The organism is Erythrobacter sp. A6_0 (genome assembly GCF_017744235.1).
GTDB lineage: Bacteria > Pseudomonadota > Alphaproteobacteria > Sphingomonadales > Sphingomonadaceae > Qipengyuania.
The window spans coordinates 770,253-786,753 of the sequence record NZ_JAGHQR010000001.1 but is presented as its reverse complement, the minus strand read 5'-3'; the positions used below and the strand labels follow the sequence as shown (position 1 = coordinate 786,753).

The 16,501-nt window shown below is 62.7% G+C and carries 16 protein-coding genes and 1 pseudogene; 9 read left to right on the top strand and 8 right to left on the bottom strand.

The genetic code is table 11. The features are described 5' to 3' along the window. The first annotated feature begins 48 nt into the window (after positions 1–48). The gene (ppdK, locus tag J7347_RS03935) at positions 49–2,727 is read left to right on the top strand and encodes a pyruvate, phosphate dikinase (protein ID WP_209160902.1); all 2,679 of its coding nucleotides are present in this window, start codon (positions 49–51) and stop codon (positions 2,725–2,727) included. Here the strand turns inward: ppdK and J7347_RS03930 are convergent. Next, on the bottom strand, positions 2,724–3,476 hold the full coding sequence (locus tag J7347_RS03930; RefSeq protein WP_209160901.1) for a methyltransferase domain-containing protein: 753 nt from the start codon (positions 3,474–3,476) through the stop codon (positions 2,724–2,726). The two genes, ppdK and J7347_RS03930, sit on opposite strands and share 4 nt — an antisense overlap. Here J7347_RS03930 and J7347_RS13465 point away from each other — a divergent pair. The 5 genes and pseudogenes from J7347_RS13465 to J7347_RS03910 form a co-directional block, all read left to right on the top strand. Beyond that, a pseudogene (locus tag J7347_RS13465) lies at positions 3,451–3,741 on the top strand (double zinc ribbon domain-containing protein); the annotation flags it as partial. The gene J7347_RS03930 and the pseudogene J7347_RS13465 sit on opposite strands and share 26 nt — an antisense overlap. Before the next feature lie 12 nt (positions 3,742–3,753). Continuing rightward, positions 3,754–4,338, top strand: a complete 585-nt coding sequence (locus tag J7347_RS03925) for a ComF family protein (protein WP_348521573.1) — start codon at positions 3,754–3,756, stop codon at positions 4,336–4,338. A gap of 290 nt (positions 4,339–4,628) precedes the next feature. Continuing rightward, entirely contained in the window at positions 4,629–5,006 is a 378-nt protein-coding gene (gene hisI / locus J7347_RS03920) for a phosphoribosyl-AMP cyclohydrolase (protein ID WP_209160899.1), read from the top strand. 58 nt (positions 5,007–5,064) lie between these two features. Then, positions 5,065–5,514 carry a MerR family DNA-binding transcriptional regulator gene (locus J7347_RS03915; RefSeq protein ID WP_067683351.1) on the top strand — a complete coding sequence of 150 codons (450 nt, stop codon included), beginning with the start codon at positions 5,065–5,067 and terminating at the stop codon, positions 5,512–5,514. Positions 5,515–5,560: 46 nt separating this feature from the next. After that, entirely contained in the window at positions 5,561–7,366 is a 1,806-nt protein-coding gene (locus tag J7347_RS03910) for an acyl-CoA dehydrogenase C-terminal domain-containing protein (protein WP_209160898.1), read from the top strand. A gap of 214 nt (positions 7,367–7,580) precedes the next feature. Here J7347_RS03910 and J7347_RS03905 read toward each other — a convergent pair whose 3' ends face one another. From J7347_RS03905 to tyrS, 5 genes are all read right to left on the bottom strand, one after another. Beyond that, entirely contained in the window at positions 7,581–7,946 is a 366-nt protein-coding gene (locus tag J7347_RS03905) for a hypothetical protein (protein WP_209160897.1), read from the bottom strand. Positions 7,947–8,001: 55 nt separating this feature from the next. Next, complete coding sequence (gene cysK, locus J7347_RS03900) at positions 8,002–8,922, bottom strand: cysteine synthase A (RefSeq protein WP_209160896.1); 921 nt, start codon at positions 8,920–8,922, stop codon at positions 8,002–8,004. Then, positions 8,919–10,250, bottom strand: coding sequence for an MFS transporter (locus J7347_RS03895; RefSeq protein ID WP_348521555.1), 1,332 nt, complete (start codon positions 10,248–10,250; stop codon positions 8,919–8,921). Before J7347_RS03895 ends, cysK begins: the two co-directional genes overlap by 4 nt. Positions 10,251–10,335: 85 nt before the next feature. After that, complete coding sequence (locus J7347_RS03890) at positions 10,336–10,674, bottom strand: PilZ domain-containing protein (RefSeq protein ID WP_067683359.1); 339 nt, start codon at positions 10,672–10,674, stop codon at positions 10,336–10,338. A 125-nt stretch (positions 10,675–10,799) separates the two neighbouring features. After that, the gene (gene tyrS, locus J7347_RS03885) at positions 10,800–12,029 is read right to left on the bottom strand and encodes a tyrosine--tRNA ligase (protein WP_209160895.1); all 1,230 of its coding nucleotides are present in this window, start codon (positions 12,027–12,029) and stop codon (positions 10,800–10,802) included. A 43-nt stretch (positions 12,030–12,072) separates the two neighbouring features. Here tyrS and J7347_RS03880 point away from each other — a divergent pair, with 43 nt between their 5' ends. The 3 genes from J7347_RS03880 to J7347_RS03870 are packed head-to-tail and all read left to right on the top strand — an operon-like array spanning position 12,073 to position 14,824. Next, entirely contained in the window at positions 12,073–12,627 is a 555-nt protein-coding gene (locus tag J7347_RS03880) for a DOMON-like domain-containing protein (protein ID WP_348521554.1), read from the top strand. Continuing rightward, the gene (locus J7347_RS03875) at positions 12,624–13,823 is read left to right on the top strand and encodes a DUF1343 domain-containing protein (protein ID WP_209160894.1); all 1,200 of its coding nucleotides are present in this window, start codon (positions 12,624–12,626) and stop codon (positions 13,821–13,823) included. Before J7347_RS03880 ends, J7347_RS03875 begins: the two co-directional genes overlap by 4 nt. Further along, positions 13,820–14,824: an aspartyl/asparaginyl beta-hydroxylase domain-containing protein gene (locus J7347_RS03870; protein ID WP_209160893.1), complete on the top strand. Its 1,005-nt coding sequence runs from the start codon at positions 13,820–13,822 to the stop codon at positions 14,822–14,824. The genes J7347_RS03875 and J7347_RS03870 overlap by 4 nt, the downstream gene beginning before the upstream one ends. A gap of 12 nt (positions 14,825–14,836) precedes the next feature. On the opposite strand, the gene J7347_RS03865 is transcribed toward J7347_RS03870, so the two are convergent. Next, positions 14,837–15,217 (bottom strand): hypothetical protein, encoded by a 381-nt coding sequence (locus J7347_RS03865; protein WP_209160892.1) that lies wholly within the window; start codon positions 15,215–15,217, stop codon positions 14,837–14,839. A gap of 72 nt (positions 15,218–15,289) precedes the next feature. Then, positions 15,290–16,474, bottom strand: coding sequence for a VWA domain-containing protein (locus tag J7347_RS03860; protein ID WP_209160891.1), 1,185 nt, complete (start codon positions 16,472–16,474; stop codon positions 15,290–15,292). Positions 16,475–16,501 lie beyond the last annotated feature (27 nt).

Below are 16,501 nucleotides of genomic sequence, written 5' to 3'. Positions count from 1 at the left end.
CGTTTTGGCGTCGCCCTGTGTATATTTTGAAAGCTGACGGGGCTCGAAATGAACAAGACGGTCTTCACATTCGGCGGGAACGCCGCGCATACGAATGCAAGGCAGAAGGATAAGACCGTGACTGGCGGCAAGGGCGCGAACCTGGCCGAAATGGCCAGCATCGGCCTGCCAGTGCCTCCCGGCTTCACCATCGCGACCGAGGAATGCCTCAGATATCTTCGCGGAGGCGCCGATTTTTCGAGCGATCTGCGCGAGGCGGTGGCCGAGGCGCTGGCCCATGTCGAGCGCACGGTGGGTAAGCGGTTCGGCGATGCGGCCGATCCCTTGTTGGTCTCGGTCCGCTCCGGCGCCGCCGTCTCCATGCCGGGGATGATGGATACCGTTCTCAATCTCGGCCTCAACGACGAGACGGTCGAGGGTCTGGCGAACACGTCCGGCGATGCCCGCTTCGCTTGGGACAGCTATCGCCGCTTCATCCAGATGTATGGCGACGTGGTGCTGGGCGTCGATCATGGCCTGTTCGAAGAAGCCTTGGAAATCGCCAAGGAAGACAAGGGCTTCTACGCCGATACCGAGCTGTCAGCCGACGACTGGCGTGAGCTGGTGGGCGAATACAAGCGTATCGTCAGCGAGGAATTGGGCAAGCCGTTCCCGCAGGATCCCATCGAACAGCTCTGGGGCGCGATCTCCGCAGTGTTCGACAGCTGGGATACCGAACGCGCGAAGATCTACCGCCGCCTCAACGATATCCCGCACGATATGGGCACGGCGGTAAACGTTCAGGCGATGGTGTTCGGCAATATGGGCGACACCAGCGCCACCGGCGTCGCCTTCACGCGCGATCCTTCGACCGGTGAGAAAGCCTATTACGGCGAATGGCTCGTCAACGCGCAGGGCGAGGACGTGGTTGCGGGCATCCGCACTCCGCAATATCTGACCAAGGCCCGGCGCGAAGCTGCCGGCGCGGACCGTCCGAGCATGGAAGAGGCCATGCCGGAAGCCTTCGGCGAGCTGGCGCGCGTGTTCGATCTGCTGGAACGGCATTACACCGACATGCAGGATATCGAATTCACCGTGCAGCAGGGTAAGCTGTGGCTGCTCCAGACCCGCAACGGGAAGCGCACTGCCAAGGCCGCGCTCAAGATGGCGGTCGATATGGTGGGCGAGGGGTTGATCGACCGGAAGGCCGCGATCCTGCGGATCGATCCCATGGCGCTCGATCAATTGCTGCACCCCACGCTCGATCCCGATGCGCCGCGGGACATCCTGACCACCGGCCTCCCGGCATCGCCGGGCGCGGCCAGCGGCAAGATCGCGCTCGACGCGGATACGGCGGAATTGTGGGCCAATCGCGGGGACAAGGTGATCCTGGTCAGGATCGAGACCAGTCCCGAAGATATTCACGGCATGCATGCCGCGAAGGGCATTCTGACGGCGCGCGGCGGCATGACCAGCCACGCCGCCGTTGTTGCGCGCGGCATGGGACGGCCCTGCGTTTCTGGTGCATCGCAAGTGCAAATCGCCCGCGAAGGACGCACGCTGACCATCGGGCAGCGCGAGCTGAAGGAAGGCGACGTCATAACCATAGACGGCGCCAAGGGCGAAGTCATGGCGGGCGAAGTGGCGACCATCGAGCCCGAGCTTGCAGGCGATTTCGGCACGCTGATGGAATGGGCGGACGAACACCGCCGTATGCGCGTGCGCACCAATGCGGAGACGGAGCGCGATTGTTCGATGGCGCGCCAGTTCGGGGCCGAGGGCATCGGATTGTGCCGCACAGAACACATGTTCTTCGATGCCGACCGGATCAGCGCGGTGCGGCAGATGATCCTGGCAGACGACGAAAAAGGCCGCCGCGCCGCACTCGCCAAGCTGCTGCCCGAACAGCGCATGGATTTCGTCGCGATCCTGCGCGCGATGGCGGGCCTTCCCTGCACGATCCGCCTGCTCGATCCGCCGCTGCACGAATTCCTGCCGCATGGCGATGCCGAATTCGCCGAGCTGGCGGAAGCGACCGGGCTGGGCGTCGATCATTTGCGCCGCCGGGCGAACGAGCTGCACGAGTTCAATCCCATGCTCGGCCACCGCGGCTGCCGGCTCGGGATCACCTATCCCGAAATCTACGAAATGCAGGCGCGCGCCATCTTCGAAGCCGCCTGCGATGTCGCGGCGGAGGCGGAAGAGGCTCCGGTCCCCGAAATCATGATTCCTCTGGTCGCGACAAGGCGCGAGCTGGAAATCCTGCGCGCGCTGGTCGATCGCGTTGCGGAAGAGGTTTTCGCGCAAATGGGCCGCCGGATCGAATATCTGGCCGGCACCATGATCGAATTGCCCCGCGCCGCCCTGATGGCGGGTGAAATCGCCACGGAAGCGGAATTCTTCAGCTTCGGCACGAACGACCTGACGCAGACCACGCTCGGCGTGAGCCGGGACGATTCCGCGCGATTCCTCGCACCCTATGTCGACAAGGGCATTTTCGCGCGCGATCCCTTCGTCAGCCTCGATATCGACGGGGTCGGGCAGCTCGTGGAAATGGCCGTGAAACGCGGGCGAGCGACGCGCGACGCCATCAAGCTCGGGATTTGCGGCGAACATGGGGGCGATCCGGCCAGCATCGCCTTCTGCGAAAGCGTCGGCCTCGATTATGTCAGCGCCTCGCCCTATCGCGTGCCCATCGCGCGTCTTGCGGCGGCACAGGCCGCGCTTCGCAAGCAGCCGGCGGGCTAGGCCCAGCCGGTCAGAGTCAGGATTTCGAAGCTCTCGACCACGCGATCGTCCTCGTCCGCCCCGCTCATAAACGCTATACGTGCGCGCTCCAATGCGGCGCGCGACAGCGGCGGGCCGGGCTGGGCGAGCTGATTGCCGAGGCCTTGATCGCGCAAATCCCCCACCAACCGGTCGAGCGAGCGATAGCCGACGGTGATCGGCCAGCTATCGACCACGAAGCGGCGAAATCCGGCGCGTTCGAGCAGGGCTGTGGCAGAGCGCGTGTCGATCACCGGATGCATTCGAGGCACGGCGCGGTCCGGCTCGGCGGCGATCATCGCGCGGCGCAGATGCGACAGGCTGCCAGCACCCACCAGACTCGCCATCAGCAATCCATCATGAGCCAGCGCCGTACGAAGGTGCAGCAGCGCGCCCGGCAGATCGTTGACGGTCGCCAGCGTGCCGAGATTGGCGACGAAATCGAAGGGGCCGCCTTCGACCGGGCTTTCCTCCTCGAAATCGAGCGGCGTTGCGCGCACCACGTCTCCTGCCTTGGCAAGCCGATCGGATAATGCGGTGCCCAATTCGCCGATGACCAGCGTTCGCGAGGGAGCTGCGCGCATGAAGTCCAGCCGCTCGATCATATCCTCGACGATCGCGTCCTCGACGAAGCGGGCGGTATCCGGTGCGTCGTTTCGGGACAGCGCGCGCGACCAGGCGTGACGGCGACGGGCAGGGGCGAAGATGCGGGGAGGGAGGCGATCGGCCATGGTACCAGCCCTGCCGTGCTTGCCAGCGCGGCGCAAGCGGTCCAGCATTGTGCGCATGTCCGCCCGCGCGCTTATTGCCGACACGTTCTCGCCGATAGTGGACCTAATCTATCCGCCCCGCTGCCCGGCTTGCGGGTCCGGTCTGGCCAGCCAAAGCGGATTGTGCGCGCAATGCTGGGACAAATTGGTGATCCCGTCGTCTCCGGCATGCGGGGCCTGCCAGCGCCCTTTCAAAGAGCATGGACCCGAAGATGGAGCGATCTGCGCGCCGTGCCTTATGAAGCCGCCAAGGCATGACGGGATCGTGGCGGCAACGCTCTACACCGATGTCTCGCGCAAGCTGGTGCTGTCGCTCAAGCATGGCAGGCGGATCGCGCTTGCCCCGATGCTGGCGCGGCTGATGGCGGCGCGCCTGCCCGTTGCGGAGCGTGAGCGGCTGATCGTTCCGGTCCCGCTGCATCGCTGGCGGTTGTGGCAGCGCGGCTTCAACCAGGCCGCATTGCTGGCGCGCGACATTGCAGGGCTGGGCCATGGCACTCTGATTGTCGACGGACTGGTGCGCCGCAAGCGCACGCCCTCGCTCGGCGGAATGGGCGCGAAGGCTCGCCGTCGCGCCCTGTCAGGTGCTTTGATGGTCAATTCGCGGCACGCCGAGACACTGCGTGGGCGGGAGGTGATCCTCGTCGACGATGTGCTCACCAGCGGCGCCACGTCGAGCGCATGCGTGGCGGCTCTGAAGAAAGCGGGCGCGGCATCGGTCGTCATCTGCTGTTTCGCGCGCGTTCTCGACGAAGCGCTGGACGCGCGGCCTGCCCCGCATAGTGAAACGCCCGGATCCACAAGGGATCCGGGCGCCACGTGACGAATCAATGCGAACCCTCTCTTGCGAGACCGGCGCAGCCCCCCAGCATGCGCCTTGGATCCAATCCCTCATCGTTTGCGGCCGCGCCATGCCCTGAAGCAGGCAGCGATGCCGCGATCCCTGAACCCTGGCGCGTTCTGCGGCACCTTCGTTCCGGTTGGCCGCCCTTGCGAGCTGCGAAGACATACATCTCACCTCTCTCGGGTTCATCAAACAGCAATGCGTGCTAGGGCTCAATTTTAACGATGTTTTGTTGCCATGGAGCAACAGGCGATGCCGAGGAACACCAGATGAGCGCTGACCAGATCGATGCCCGCACTCGCGAGCAGGGGACCGATTTCCTGCCGAAATTCGACGAAAAGGGTTTGTTGAGCGCCGTGGTGGTTCACGCCGAAACCAGTGAGGTTTTGATGGTGGCCTTCATGGATCGCGAGGCTCTGGACGCGACGATCGAAAGCGGGGACGCGCACTTCCATTCCCGATCGCGGGGAAGGCTGTGGAAGAAGGGGGAGACGTCCGGCCATGTGCTGAAGGTCGAAGAGATTCTGGTCGATTGCGATCAGGATGCGCTTGTACTCAGGTGCCGGCCGCTCGGCCCCACATGCCATACCGGCGCCCGCAGCTGTTTCTATCGGCGTCTCGAAGACGGAGTGCTGCACCGGATCTGAAGCTTGTCCAAAGCGTCAAAGCTTGACGCTTACGTAAGGTGCTGCTAAACGAACGGGTATGACGGCAAACCCGAACAAGGATGAGTTTCAGCGCCGTGCCGGCAATTCCGGTGCGCTGCTCGATCGGCCCGACGCTCTGGCGCGCGAGCGCTATTCGATCTCGGATTTGACGACCGAGTTCGACTGCACGGCGCGCGCCCTGCGCTTCTACGAGGATGAAGGGCTGATCGCGCCGTCGCGCGTCGGCCTCACTCGCATCTATTCGAAGCGTGATCGGGCCCGGCTTGCCTGGATCATGCGCGCAAAGAATGTCGGCTTCTCGCTCACCGAAATTCGCGAGATGATCGACCTCTACGATCTGGGCGATGGCCGCGTGGAACAGCGCCGCGTCACGATCGAGAAATGCCGCGCGCATGTCGCCAAGCTCAAGAGCCAGCGTGACGACATCGACAGCTCGATCACCGAATTGACCGACTTCATCGACCACATCGAAGAAATCGACTCCTGATCCTTCCGCTCTCCTCTTCAATTTTCCTATTACCCAAGGACTCACGATGCCAACCTACACCGCCCCGACCCGCGATGCGCGTTTCATCATCAACGAAGTGCTCGACTTGGCGAGCTACGGCAATCTGCCCGGCTTCGAAATGGCGAGCCCCGATGTGACCGACGCGGTCCTGTCCGAAGGTGGCAAGTTTTGCGCCGAGGTGCTGGCTCCGCTGAACCTCTCGGGCGACCAGGAAGGGTGTACGCGCCATGAGGACGGCTCCGTCACCACGCCGAAGGGGTTCAAGCAGGCTTACGACCAGTTCCGCGAGGCGGGCTGGAGCACGCTGTCGCAGCCGGAAGAATTCGGTGGGCAGGGCATGCCGCACGTCCTCGGCTTCGCGTTCGAGGAGTTCGTGTCGAGCGCCAATCAGGCCTTCGGAATGTATCCCGGCCTGACGAACGGTGCGGTCTCCGCGCTGCTCGCCAAGGGCTCGCAGGAGCAGAAGGAGAAATATCTTCCCAAGATGATCTCCAACGAATGGACCGGCACCATGAACCTGACCGAGCCGCATTGCGGTACCGATCTGGGCATGATCCGCACCAAGGCCGAACCGCAGGCCGATGGAAGCTACGCGATCACCGGTACCAAGATCTTCATCTCTGCCGGCGAGCACGACATGGCGGACAACATCATCCACCTCGTCCTCGCCAAGACGCCCGGTGCGCCCGACAGCACCAAGGGCATCTCGCTGTTCGTAGTGCCGAAATTCCTGGTGAACGAGGACGGTTCGGTCGGCGAGCGCAACGGCGTCGTCTGCGGTTCGATCGAACACAAGATGGGCATCCACGGCAACGCGACCTGCGTCCTGAACTACGACGACGCAAAGGGCTGGCTTGTCGGCGAGGAGAACAAGGGTCTCGCCGCCATGTTCATCATGATGAATGCCGCACGCCTCGGCGTCGGTATCCAGGGCCTCAGCCAGGCCGAGGTCGCTTATCAGAACGCCGTCACCTACGCCCTCGATCGCCGTCAGGGCCGTGCGCTGACCGGTCCGGCCGAGCCCGAGGCGCAGGCCGATCCGATCTTCGTCCATCCCGACGTGCGCCGCATGCTGATGGATGCCAAGGCCTTTACCGAAGGCTTCCGCATGCTGTGCCTGTGGGGCGCGCTTCAGGTCGATCTGACGCATTCTGCACAGACCGAGGAAGAACGCGAGCAGGCCGACCAGCTGATCGGTCTCCTGACCCCGGTCATCAAGGGCTACGGTACCGACAAGGGGTACGAGATCGCGACCAACATGCAGCAGGTCTATGGCGGCCACGGCTATATCGAGGAATGGGGGATGAGCCAGTTCGTTCGCGATGCGCGTATCGCCCAGATCTACGAAGGCACCAACGGTGTCCAGGCGATGGATCTGTGCGGTCGCAAGCTCGCCAGCAAGGGCGGCGCGGCGATCCAGGCTTATTTCAAGGCGATGGGCGAGGATATCGCCGAAGCCAAGGATAACGCGGATCTCGCCCCGCTTGCAGAGCAGCTCGAAAAAGCACTCGGCCAGCAGCAGGCGGCTACCATGTGGTTCATGCAGAACGCTATGCAGAACCCCAATCATCTGGGCGCCGGTGCGCATCACTACATGCACATCATGGGCATCGTCTCGATCGGCTGGATGTGGCTGCGCATGGCGAAGGTCGCGGCGCAAAAGCTGAAGGATGGCGGGGACGACAAGGCGTTCTATGAAGCCAAGCTGGCGACCGCGCGCTATTACATGGACCGTTATCTGCCCGACGCGGGCGCCCTGCGCCGCAAGCTGGAAGCTGGATCCGACAGCCTGATGGCGCTGGGCGAAGAGGCTTTCGCAACTGCGGCGTGATCTCCGCAGACGTTTGAAAAAATCAGGGCCGCTTCGGGAGTAGATCCCGAAGCGGCTTTTTTGTGCCTGGATTTCGGACGGCTAACTCGCTTCACAGCGAACCGGCGAGCTTTGTACCGATGATGACATCTTGCGTTCTGTGAACGTCGTCTTCTTGGAGGAATTTGTAAGCTTGAGATTTACACCTGTCACCTTGCGGGATACTTATGTCGCTTTATCCATCACTATCTGTCGCCTTCGAGGCAGCCCGAAGGTGATCGAGAGCATCAAGCCCCGGTCCGTCCCAAGGCGAGGGAGGCCTCTCTTTGGATTTCCGCCGTTCGGCGCGTTCCTTGGCGCGAGCGGCCAGACCACGTTGCCGTGCAGCTTCGAAGGCGGCCTGAAACTTTTCGCCATCAAGCCGCGAGCGCAGTTTGTACGCGGCTTGACGGCTCATCCCAACGGTAAGCGCAGCCTCCGCCACGCTGCCGCATTCCGACAGCGCTTTCAGGAAGGCGGAAACCTTCGGAACCGTCCAGCGATAGTCGGCATTGCGGCGCGGCGTGCGATCCGGCGACGAATCGGATTGGGTATCATCCATCCGCCGAATTAAGCCGCATTTGTCTGCGAGAGGAACAGGCCTTTTGGCCCTTACTTCATTCTGTCGGCAGGAAATCCGGCACCGAGAGATATCGCTCGCCGGTATCGTAATTGAAGCCCATCACGCGCGTTCCTGCGTCCAGATCGCCGAGCTTCTGCTTGATCGCCGCCAGCGTCGCACCGCTGGAAATACCCACCAGCAGGCCTTCCTTCGCGGCGCACTGACGAGCCATCTCCTTAGCCTCTTCAGGATCGACCTGAATCGCGCCATCGATCGCCTGCGTGTGGAGGTTGCCCGGCACGAAGCCCGCGCCGATGCCCTGGATGGGGTGCGGGCCGGGCTGGCCACCGCTGATGACGGGCGATCCGGCAGGCTCGACGGCATAGGCTTTGAAGCCGCTCCAGCGCTCCTTCAGCATTTCGGCGCAGCCGGTCAGATGGCCGCCCGTGCCGACGCCGGTGATCATCACGTCGATCGGACTATCCTTGAAGTCCTCGTAGATTTCTTCCGCCGTTGTGCGGACATGGATTTTCCAGTTGGACTCGTTGTCGAACTGGCTGGGCATCCAGGCACCTTCGGTCTTCTGGACCAGCTCCTGAGCGCGTTCGATCGCGCCCTTCATGCCGCCTTCCTTGGGCGTCAGGTCGAAGGTGGCACCATAGGCCAGCATCAGGCGGCGGCGTTCCACACTCATACTTTCGGGCATGACGAGCACGAGCTTGTAGCCCTTGACCGCCGCCGCCATGGCGAGGCCGATGCCGGTATTGCCGCTGGTCGGTTCGATGATGGTGCCGTCGGGCTTGAGCTTGCCCGCCTTTTCCGCGTCTTCGACCATGGCGAGACCGATGCGGTCCTTGATCGATCCGCCCGGATTGGCGCGCTCGCTCTTTACCCAGACTTCATGGTCGGGGAACAGGCGTGCAAGCCGGATGTGCGGAGTGTTGCCGATGGTTTCGAGGACGGATTGGGCTTTCATGGAATACGCTCCTGGAGCTTTTCTTCTGGGGTTTCTATCGTCGGTTTCTCTAGCAACTCCTCGGGAGGGTCGAAGGTCCGGGTTGTCCGCAAAACGGGGAAAATTCGCGCCCACAGCGCGACTGTCGCGATCGCCCCGATCCCGCCCGCGATGACTGCGAGCGCCGGACCGAACAGGCTGGCCAGGAAACCGGAAAAGGCATCGCCGCCCTCGTTCGAGGCGCTGATGGTCAGCAGGCTGGCCGACGAGACGCGGCCGCGCTTGTCGTCGGGCGTGTGCAATTGAATGAGCGACTGGCGGATATAGACGCTGAACATGTCTGCAGCGCCCACGATTACGAGCATGGCGAGGCTCAAAGGCATGGATCGCGACAGGCCGAACACGATCGTCGCGAGGCCGAACACGGCGACCGCCCACAGCATTTTCGGCCCCACATTCGTTTTGAGCGGGCGAAAGCTGAACCAGATCGCCGTGACCGCAGCGCCCACGGCAGGGGCCGCCGCCAATTGCGCAAGGCCGGTCTCGCCGACCTGCAGGATATCGTAAGCAAACGGCGGAAACAGCGCGGTCGCGCCCGCCAGAAACACGGCCATCAGATCGAGCGTGATCGCGCCCAGCACCATCTTGTTGCGGATAACGTAGCGCCAGCCATCGATCACCTGTCCGATCGGACGCTGCGCCCCCGTGATCGGCGAGCGGGGAACTTTACCGATCGTGCTGATCGCAAGGATAGCGACCAGAAACAGCGCGCTGGCGATCGCATAGGGGAGGGCCGGTGCCGCATCGTAAGCGTAGCCGCCCACGGCGGGGCCGACGATCATGCCGGTCTGCCAGGCGATCGAGGACAGTGCGATGGCATTGGGCAGGATCGCCTTGGGCACGAGATTGGGCGCGAGCGCCGAGAGCGCGGGCCCGTTGAAGGCGCGCACCACTCCCAACAGTACCGCCACCGCGAAGAGCGAGGTCAGCCGCAATTCTTCGGTCCAGGTCAGCCAGGCGAGCGCGCCCGCTCCGAAAAGCTGGAGAAGAATGGTCAGCCGCGCCACGGTCTTCCGGTTGAAGCGATCCGCGGCGAGGCCGGAAAAGGGCGAGAGGACGAACAGCGGCAGAAACTGGAGCAGGCCGATCAGCGCAAGCTGGCCCGATGCGCCGAGCGCGTCCATCCCGCTTTCGCGCGCGATCGTATATGTCTGCCACCCGATGATCAGGATCATCGCATATTGGCCGACCACCATGGAAAACCGCGCGACGAGGTAGGCGCGGAAATTGTGGATGCGAAGCGGCGAGGAATCCGCGCTTATCTCAGGCGATGGTTCTGCTGTGCTCACAGCCTCGCCATGGCAAAGCGGCGCGGCGATGCAAAGCAAGTTCGCCTGTCCGGCTCACGCGCCGGACTTTTCGCAAGGGGCTTGTTTAGCGCAGTTTGCGCAGGCGCGGATTGGGCTGGAGCGTGTCGATCATCGACAGGAAATCGTCGATCCTGATGATGCGTTCGAACTGAAAACCGGCGCGATTTTCGCGTTCCCAGATGCAATAGGCCTCGATCCGCCCGATCACCGGCAGGCGCACAATCACCCGCTCGCCGCGCTCGACCCCTCGAGCGTCGTCGATCATGAAGCCGTTGGCGGAGATGTTCGAGATATGCATCCGCACATCGCCATCGCGATAATGCTCGGCGATCACGGGATGGTCGACCGGATGGCGCGACAGGCGCCGCTGATCGGTCACACTGAGCTGAGCTCCGGCAGACATGAAAGCGAACCCTCCGATGGAATGGACCCGAAACCTCGGGAGACCGCCATTCCTAACGGATAAAGGCTGACGAATCGTAAAGCTCTACGAACGGTCAGGGGCGCAAAAACTCCGTCCGTCGCTGGTCAGGCGCGGATGATCGCATGTTTCTTCTTGCCCAGGCTCAGCCGCGCCTGTTTGCCTTCGCCCAGAGTGACGAGATGGCCGGGATCGGTGATCGTCTCGCCATCGATCTTGACCGCGCCTTCGGCCAGCTTGCGCTTCGCCTCTCCGTTGGAGGCAGTGAAGCCCAGCTCCGTCAGCGCCGCACCGATGCGCACGCCATCGGGTCCGATATCGAGCACGGGCAGATCCTCGCCCGAACCGCCGCCCGCAAACGTCTCCGCTGCAGTCGCTTCGGCAGTGCGCGCCGCATCCTCGCCCCGCACCAGCGCTGTGACGGCGTTGGCGAGCGCGATCTTGGCGGAATTGATCTCGGCCCCTTCGAGCGCTTCGAGACGCGCGATCTCGTCCAGGGGCAGATCGGTGAACAGGCGCAGGAAGCGGCCCACGTCGCGATCGTCCGTATTGCGCCAGAATTGCCAGAAATCGTAATTCGGCAATTGCGCTTCGTTGAGCCATACCGCGCCCGCAGCGGTCTTGCCCATCTTCTTGCCATCCGCTGTGGTCAGCAGCGGCGTGGTAAGACCGAACAGCTCGGCCTGATCCATCCTTCGGCCCAGCTCGACCCCGTTGACGATATTGCCCCACTGGTCGCTGCCGCCCATCTGCAGACGCACGCCCATGTCCTTTGCCATGTGGCGGAAATCGTAGCCCTGCAGGATCATGTAATTGAATTCGAGGAAGGTCATCGGCTGCTCGCGCTCAAGCCGTAGTCGAACCGAATCGAAGGTCAGCATCCGATTGACGGTGAAGTGGGGGCCGACTTCTTGAAGCAACTCGATATAGCCGAGCTCGCCGAGCCAGTCCTGATTGTCGACCATCACGGCATCGGTCGGTCCGTCGCCGAAGGTCAGCAGCTTCTCGAAGACGGTGCGGATACCGGCGATATTGTCCGCGATCGCCTGATCGGTCAGCATCTTGCGGCTCTCGTCGCGCCCGGTCGGATCGCCGATCCGCGTGGTCCCGCCGCCCATCAGGACCACCGGCTTGTGCCCGGCCTGCTGAAGACGGCGCAGCATCATGATCTGCACCAGCGATCCGACATGCAGGCTTGGCGCAGTCGCATCGAAGCCGATATAGCCGGGCACGATCTGCTTCGCGGCCAGAGCGTCGAGCCCTTCGGCATCGGTGGTCTGATGGATGTAACCGCGCTCGTCGAGAACGCGGAGGAGATCGGATGTGTAGCTGCTCATGACGGTCGCCGCGCTAGCATGGGGGCCAGCAGGGGGGAAGTGAGTGCAAACGCCGGAATCGCCGAAGCTGGAATTGATTTCGCATCCCGCGTTTCCGCCGCTCGCCGTCAAACGGATCGTGGGCTCAATCACGGCGAAGGGTGATGACTGGCTGCACCTTCGCTGGCGGGTCGTGGGCGCGGATATAGTTCTGATTCCTCCCTTTGCGGGGAAACGGCGTGCGGACGGCTTATGGCGCACGACCTGCTTCGAACTGTTTGCGATGGTTGGCGAGGGACCGAATTACGCCGAGTTCAACTTCTCGCCGTCGGAAGCCTTCGCGGCCTACGACTTCGATACCTACCGCGAGGGGATGCGCGAACGGGCTTTGCCGCGCGCACCGATCCTGTCCTGGCGGGGAGGGCGATCCGGTCTCGCGATCATGGATGTGGCGATCCCGCGCGAAAGCGTCCCTTCCGGCAAAATCGGCCTGAGCGCGGTGATCGAGGAAGAGGGCGGCACCAAGAGTTATTGGGCGCTCGCCCATGCTCCCGGCGATCCGGACTTCCACCATCCCACTTGCTTCGCCGCCACGCTTGCGGCACCGAACCGGCCATGAAATTCGGTATCGACCGGCTGCTTGCCGACCAAGCATTACGCCAACCGCTCGAAGGCAAGCGTGTCGCGCTCGTGGCGCATCCCGCTTCGGTGACGCAGGATTTGACGCACAGTCTCGACGCGCTGATCGCCGCGGGCGTCAACGTGACCAGCGCCTTCGGCCCGCAGCACGGGCTGAAGGGGGACAAGCAAGACAATATGGTCGAAACGGCGGACGAGACCGATCCGCTTTACGGCATCCCCGTATTCAGTCTCTATGGCGAGGTTCGTCGGCCGACCGGGCAGATGATGTCGAGCGCGGACGTCTTCCTGTTCGACCTTCAGGATCTTGGCTGCCGTATCTACACCTTCGTGACCACGCTTTTGTACATGCTCGAAGAAGCGGCGAAGCACGGCAAGAGCGTCTGGGTGCTCGACCGGCCCAATCCGGCAGGACGCCCGGTCGAGGGAACGCTGCTTTTACCCGGCCAGGAAAGCTTTGTCGGCGCCGCCCCCATGCCGATGCGACACGGCCTGACGCTGGGCGAGATGGGGCACTGGTACATCCAGCATTTCGGGCTCGACGTGGATTATCGCGTGATCGAAATGGACGGCTGGCAACCCGACGGGCCGGGATATGGCTGGCCGGATGATCGCATCTGGATCAATCCGTCGCCCAACGCCGCAAATGTGAACATGGCGCGCGCCTATGCCGGCACGGTGATGCTGGAAGGGACCAATCTCAGCGAGGGCAGGGGCACAACTCGCCCGCTCGAAGTGCTGTTCGGCGCTCCAGATGTTGATGCGAAGGCGGTGTGGAGGGAAATGGAGCGCCTGGCACCGGATTGGCTCGAAGGCTGCGCCTTGCGCGAATGCTGGTTCGAACCGACCTTTCACAAGCACGCGGGCAAACTCTGCAACGGGCAGATGATCCATGCGGAAGGCCGGTTCTACGATCATCGCGCCTTCCGGCCCTGGCGGTTGCAGGCCCTCGCGCTCAAGGCAATCCGGGGGCTGTATCCCGATTACGATATCTGGCGGGATTTCCCTTACGAGTACGAACTCGATCGGCTTGCGATCGACGTGATCAATGGCGGACCCGCCTTGCGCGAATGGGTCGACGATGCGGCAGCGCAGCCGACCGATCTCGACCGGATCGCTTCCAGCGATGAAACGGCGTGGCGCGAAGCGATCGCGTCCGTGATACTTTATCGATGAGTGACCCTGCATATTCCGAAGCGGAAGCGGAGCGCCGGATTGCTGTTGACGGGCGCGATGTAGAAGCCCTGCTCAACAAGGCCGATCATCGTTTCGCGGCGCTCGATCGCCGGGCAGCCGCATCCTTCTACGCTGCCGCAATCCAGGCAGCGCAGGCTGGCGCGCCACACGATCCTGCGGAAATACGGCGCGCCATCGCGCAAGGCCGAGAGATCGAACGCGGCATCTTGCCTCATCTGATCGCAGAACTGGCTGCTGCCGGGCACAGCCAACGCGACTGGCATCCTCGCTTCGCCGCCGCAGTAGCGATCATGGCTGGTCAGCGGCAGCGTCCGCCGAGCTCTGCACCCTATCCACAGACGCCGACAGCATACTATCATCCCGGACTGCCCGAACGGGAGTTCGCGGATCCAAGCGAATTCGCCTGGCGCGACCGTGTCGAGGCAGCCTTTCCGGAAATTCGCAAGGAAGGCTTGGCCCTGCTTGAAGGCGACGGGCGCTTCGCACCCTATGTGCGCCGTTCGGCCACGCGTCCGCAGGGGGATGTCCACGGCATGTTGGAAAACCGGGACTGGTCCACGTTCGAACTCACCGATTCCGGGCGGCCGGTGGCGGAGCGCGTCGCCTTGTGCCCTCAGACTTACGAAACGATCTCGGACAACGCGCCGCTGTGCGACATCACCAATCGCGCCCCTTCGATCATGTTCTCGTTACTGGCCGCAGGGCGACGCATTCCACCGCATACCGGCATGATCAATGCGCGCCTGATCTGCCATCTCCCGCTCGTCGTGCCGGGCGCAGGAGCGTTGCGGGTCGGGACGAGCAGTCGCTCATGGGAGGAGGGCCGCCTTTTGGTGTTCGACGACAGCGTCGAACACGATGCCCGCAATGATGCGCATCTCGACCGGCTGGTTTTGATTTTCGATATCTGGCATCCCGACCTGGAACCGATCGAGCGGGCGCAGATCCGTGAATTGTTCAAGGCGGTGGACACATACTAGGCTGCGAGTGCGTCAGTTTGCCGGTTCTATCCGAACCGGGCCCTTGCGCGGTTCCGGCACGGGCCGGATGTCGGACGTGTCCTGCTTCATCACCAGAACCTTGCATCCATCCACGCTCTGATCGACTGCCGCGATCATGAGCGGTTTTTCCGGATCGGCGGTTTCCTGCTCCGAATCGATTTCCGGCTTTCCGGCTTCGGCACGGACCTGGCGGATTTTTTCCTTGCAGCGTTCCCGCTCGATCGGATCCTGAATGTCGCGCCAGCTCTGCGCCGGTTCCTGATAGGACGGCATATCGAGGCTATCGGCGCTGGGCGGAGCGGTCTGGGCTAATGCTGCGGTCGAGCCTGCAAGCAGTGCCAGAGCGACGGTCTTCGAAACAGTCTTACGCATAAGAGATCTCCCCATGTCTACTCTGCTTGTACGGCATGAGCCTCGTATGAACGGAGATGAATCCGGCTGGCATCAGTGTCCTTGTTTCCGGCTCAATTCGCGCATCGCATCGTCCAGCCCGTCCAGCGTCAGCGGATACATGCGATCGTTGACGAGCTGCCGCATGATCCGGGTCGATTGGGAATAGGACCACTGCTTTTCGGGCACGGGGTTCAGCCAGACGGTGGCCGGATAGGTATCGGTCACTCGCTTCATCCAGGTGGTGCCCGCCTCTTCGTTCATGTGTTCGACGCTGCCGCCCGGATGCGTGATCTCGTAAGGACTCATCGCCGCATCGCCCACGAACACCACCTTGTAATCGTGCCCGTATTTGTGGAGCACGTCCCAGGTCTTTGTCCGTTCCTGCCAGCGGCGCTTGTTGTCCTTCCACACCCCTTCGTAGAGGCAATTGTGGAAATAGAAGAATTCGAGATTCTTGAATTCGCTGGTCGCGGCGCTGAACAATTCCTCGGTCGTCTTGATGAAGGGATCCATCGATCCGCCGACATCGAGAAACAGCAGGAGCTTAACCGCATTGCGCCGTTCGGGCCGCATATGGATGTCGAGCCAGCCCTGCTTTGCTGTGCCTTCGATCGTCGCGTCGATATCGAGCTGGTCTGCCGCACCTTCGCGTGCAAAACGCCTCAGACGGCGCAGCGCCATCTTGATATTGCGTGTGCCCAATTCCTTGGTGTTATCGAGATTCTTGAACTCGCGTTTGTCCCACACTTTGATCGCGCGCTTGTGGCGGCTTTCCCCGCCAATGCGGACGCCTTCGGGATTGTAGCCTGAGTTGCCGAAGGGAGAGGTGCCGCCGGTGCCGACCCATTTGTTCCCGCCCTGATGGCGTTCCTTTTGTTCTTCGAGCCGCTTCTTGAGCGTGTCCATGATCTCGTCCCAGTCGCCCAGGGACTTGATCTTTTCCATCTCCTCTTCGGACAGAAATTTCTCGGCCACCGCCTTCAGCCAGTCTTCGGGCACGTCGACCGGGTTCTGGCCGTAATCGGTCAGGATACCCTTGAATACCTTCTGGAAAACCTGATCGAACCGGTCGAGCATGCCTTCGTCCTTCACGAAGGTTGCGCGGCTGAGGTAATAGAACGCTTCGGGCGTTTCCTCGATCACCTGTTTGTCCAACGCTTCGAGGAGCGTCAGATGCTCCTTGAAACTGGCGGAAATCCCTGCCTCGCGCAGCTCGTCGACGAAATTGAAGAACATGGGGCAGGCCATATCGCAGATAACCGC

What these genes read in the sequence shown, in the direction of transcription:
- ppdK (WP_209160902.1), top strand. Translation starts at nt 49, where the DNA reads ATGAACAAGACGGTCTTCACATTCGGCGGGAACGCCGCGCATACGAAT.
- J7347_RS03930 (WP_209160901.1), bottom strand. Translation starts at nt 3,476, where the DNA reads ATGGCCGATCGCCTCCCTCCCCGCATCTTCGCCCCTGCCCGTCGCCGT.
- J7347_RS03925 (WP_348521573.1), top strand. Translation starts at nt 3,754, where the DNA reads ATGAAGCCGCCAAGGCATGACGGGATCGTGGCGGCAACGCTCTACACC.
- hisI (WP_209160899.1), top strand. Translation starts at nt 4,629, where the DNA reads ATGAGCGCTGACCAGATCGATGCCCGCACTCGCGAGCAGGGGACCGAT.
- J7347_RS03915 (WP_067683351.1), top strand. Translation starts at nt 5,065, where the DNA reads ATGACGGCAAACCCGAACAAGGATGAGTTTCAGCGCCGTGCCGGCAAT.
- J7347_RS03910 (WP_209160898.1), top strand. Translation starts at nt 5,561, where the DNA reads ATGCCAACCTACACCGCCCCGACCCGCGATGCGCGTTTCATCATCAAC.
- J7347_RS03905 (WP_209160897.1), bottom strand. Translation starts at nt 7,946, where the DNA reads ATGGATGATACCCAATCCGATTCGTCGCCGGATCGCACGCCGCGCCGC.
- cysK (WP_209160896.1), bottom strand. Translation starts at nt 8,922, where the DNA reads ATGAAAGCCCAATCCGTCCTCGAAACCATCGGCAACACTCCGCACATC.
- J7347_RS03890 (WP_067683359.1), bottom strand. Translation starts at nt 10,674, where the DNA reads ATGTCTGCCGGAGCTCAGCTCAGTGTGACCGATCAGCGGCGCCTGTCG.
- tyrS (WP_209160895.1), bottom strand. Translation starts at nt 12,029, where the DNA reads ATGAGCAGCTACACATCCGATCTCCTCCGCGTTCTCGACGAGCGCGGT.
- J7347_RS03875 (WP_209160894.1), top strand. Translation starts at nt 12,624, where the DNA reads ATGAAATTCGGTATCGACCGGCTGCTTGCCGACCAAGCATTACGCCAA.
- J7347_RS03870 (WP_209160893.1), top strand. Translation starts at nt 13,820, where the DNA reads ATGAGTGACCCTGCATATTCCGAAGCGGAAGCGGAGCGCCGGATTGCT.
- J7347_RS03865 (WP_209160892.1), bottom strand. Translation starts at nt 15,217, where the DNA reads ATGCGTAAGACTGTTTCGAAGACCGTCGCTCTGGCACTGCTTGCAGGC.
- J7347_RS03860 (WP_209160891.1), bottom strand. Translation starts at nt 16,474, where the DNA reads ATGTTCTTCAATTTCGTCGACGAGCTGCGCGAGGCAGGGATTTCCGCC.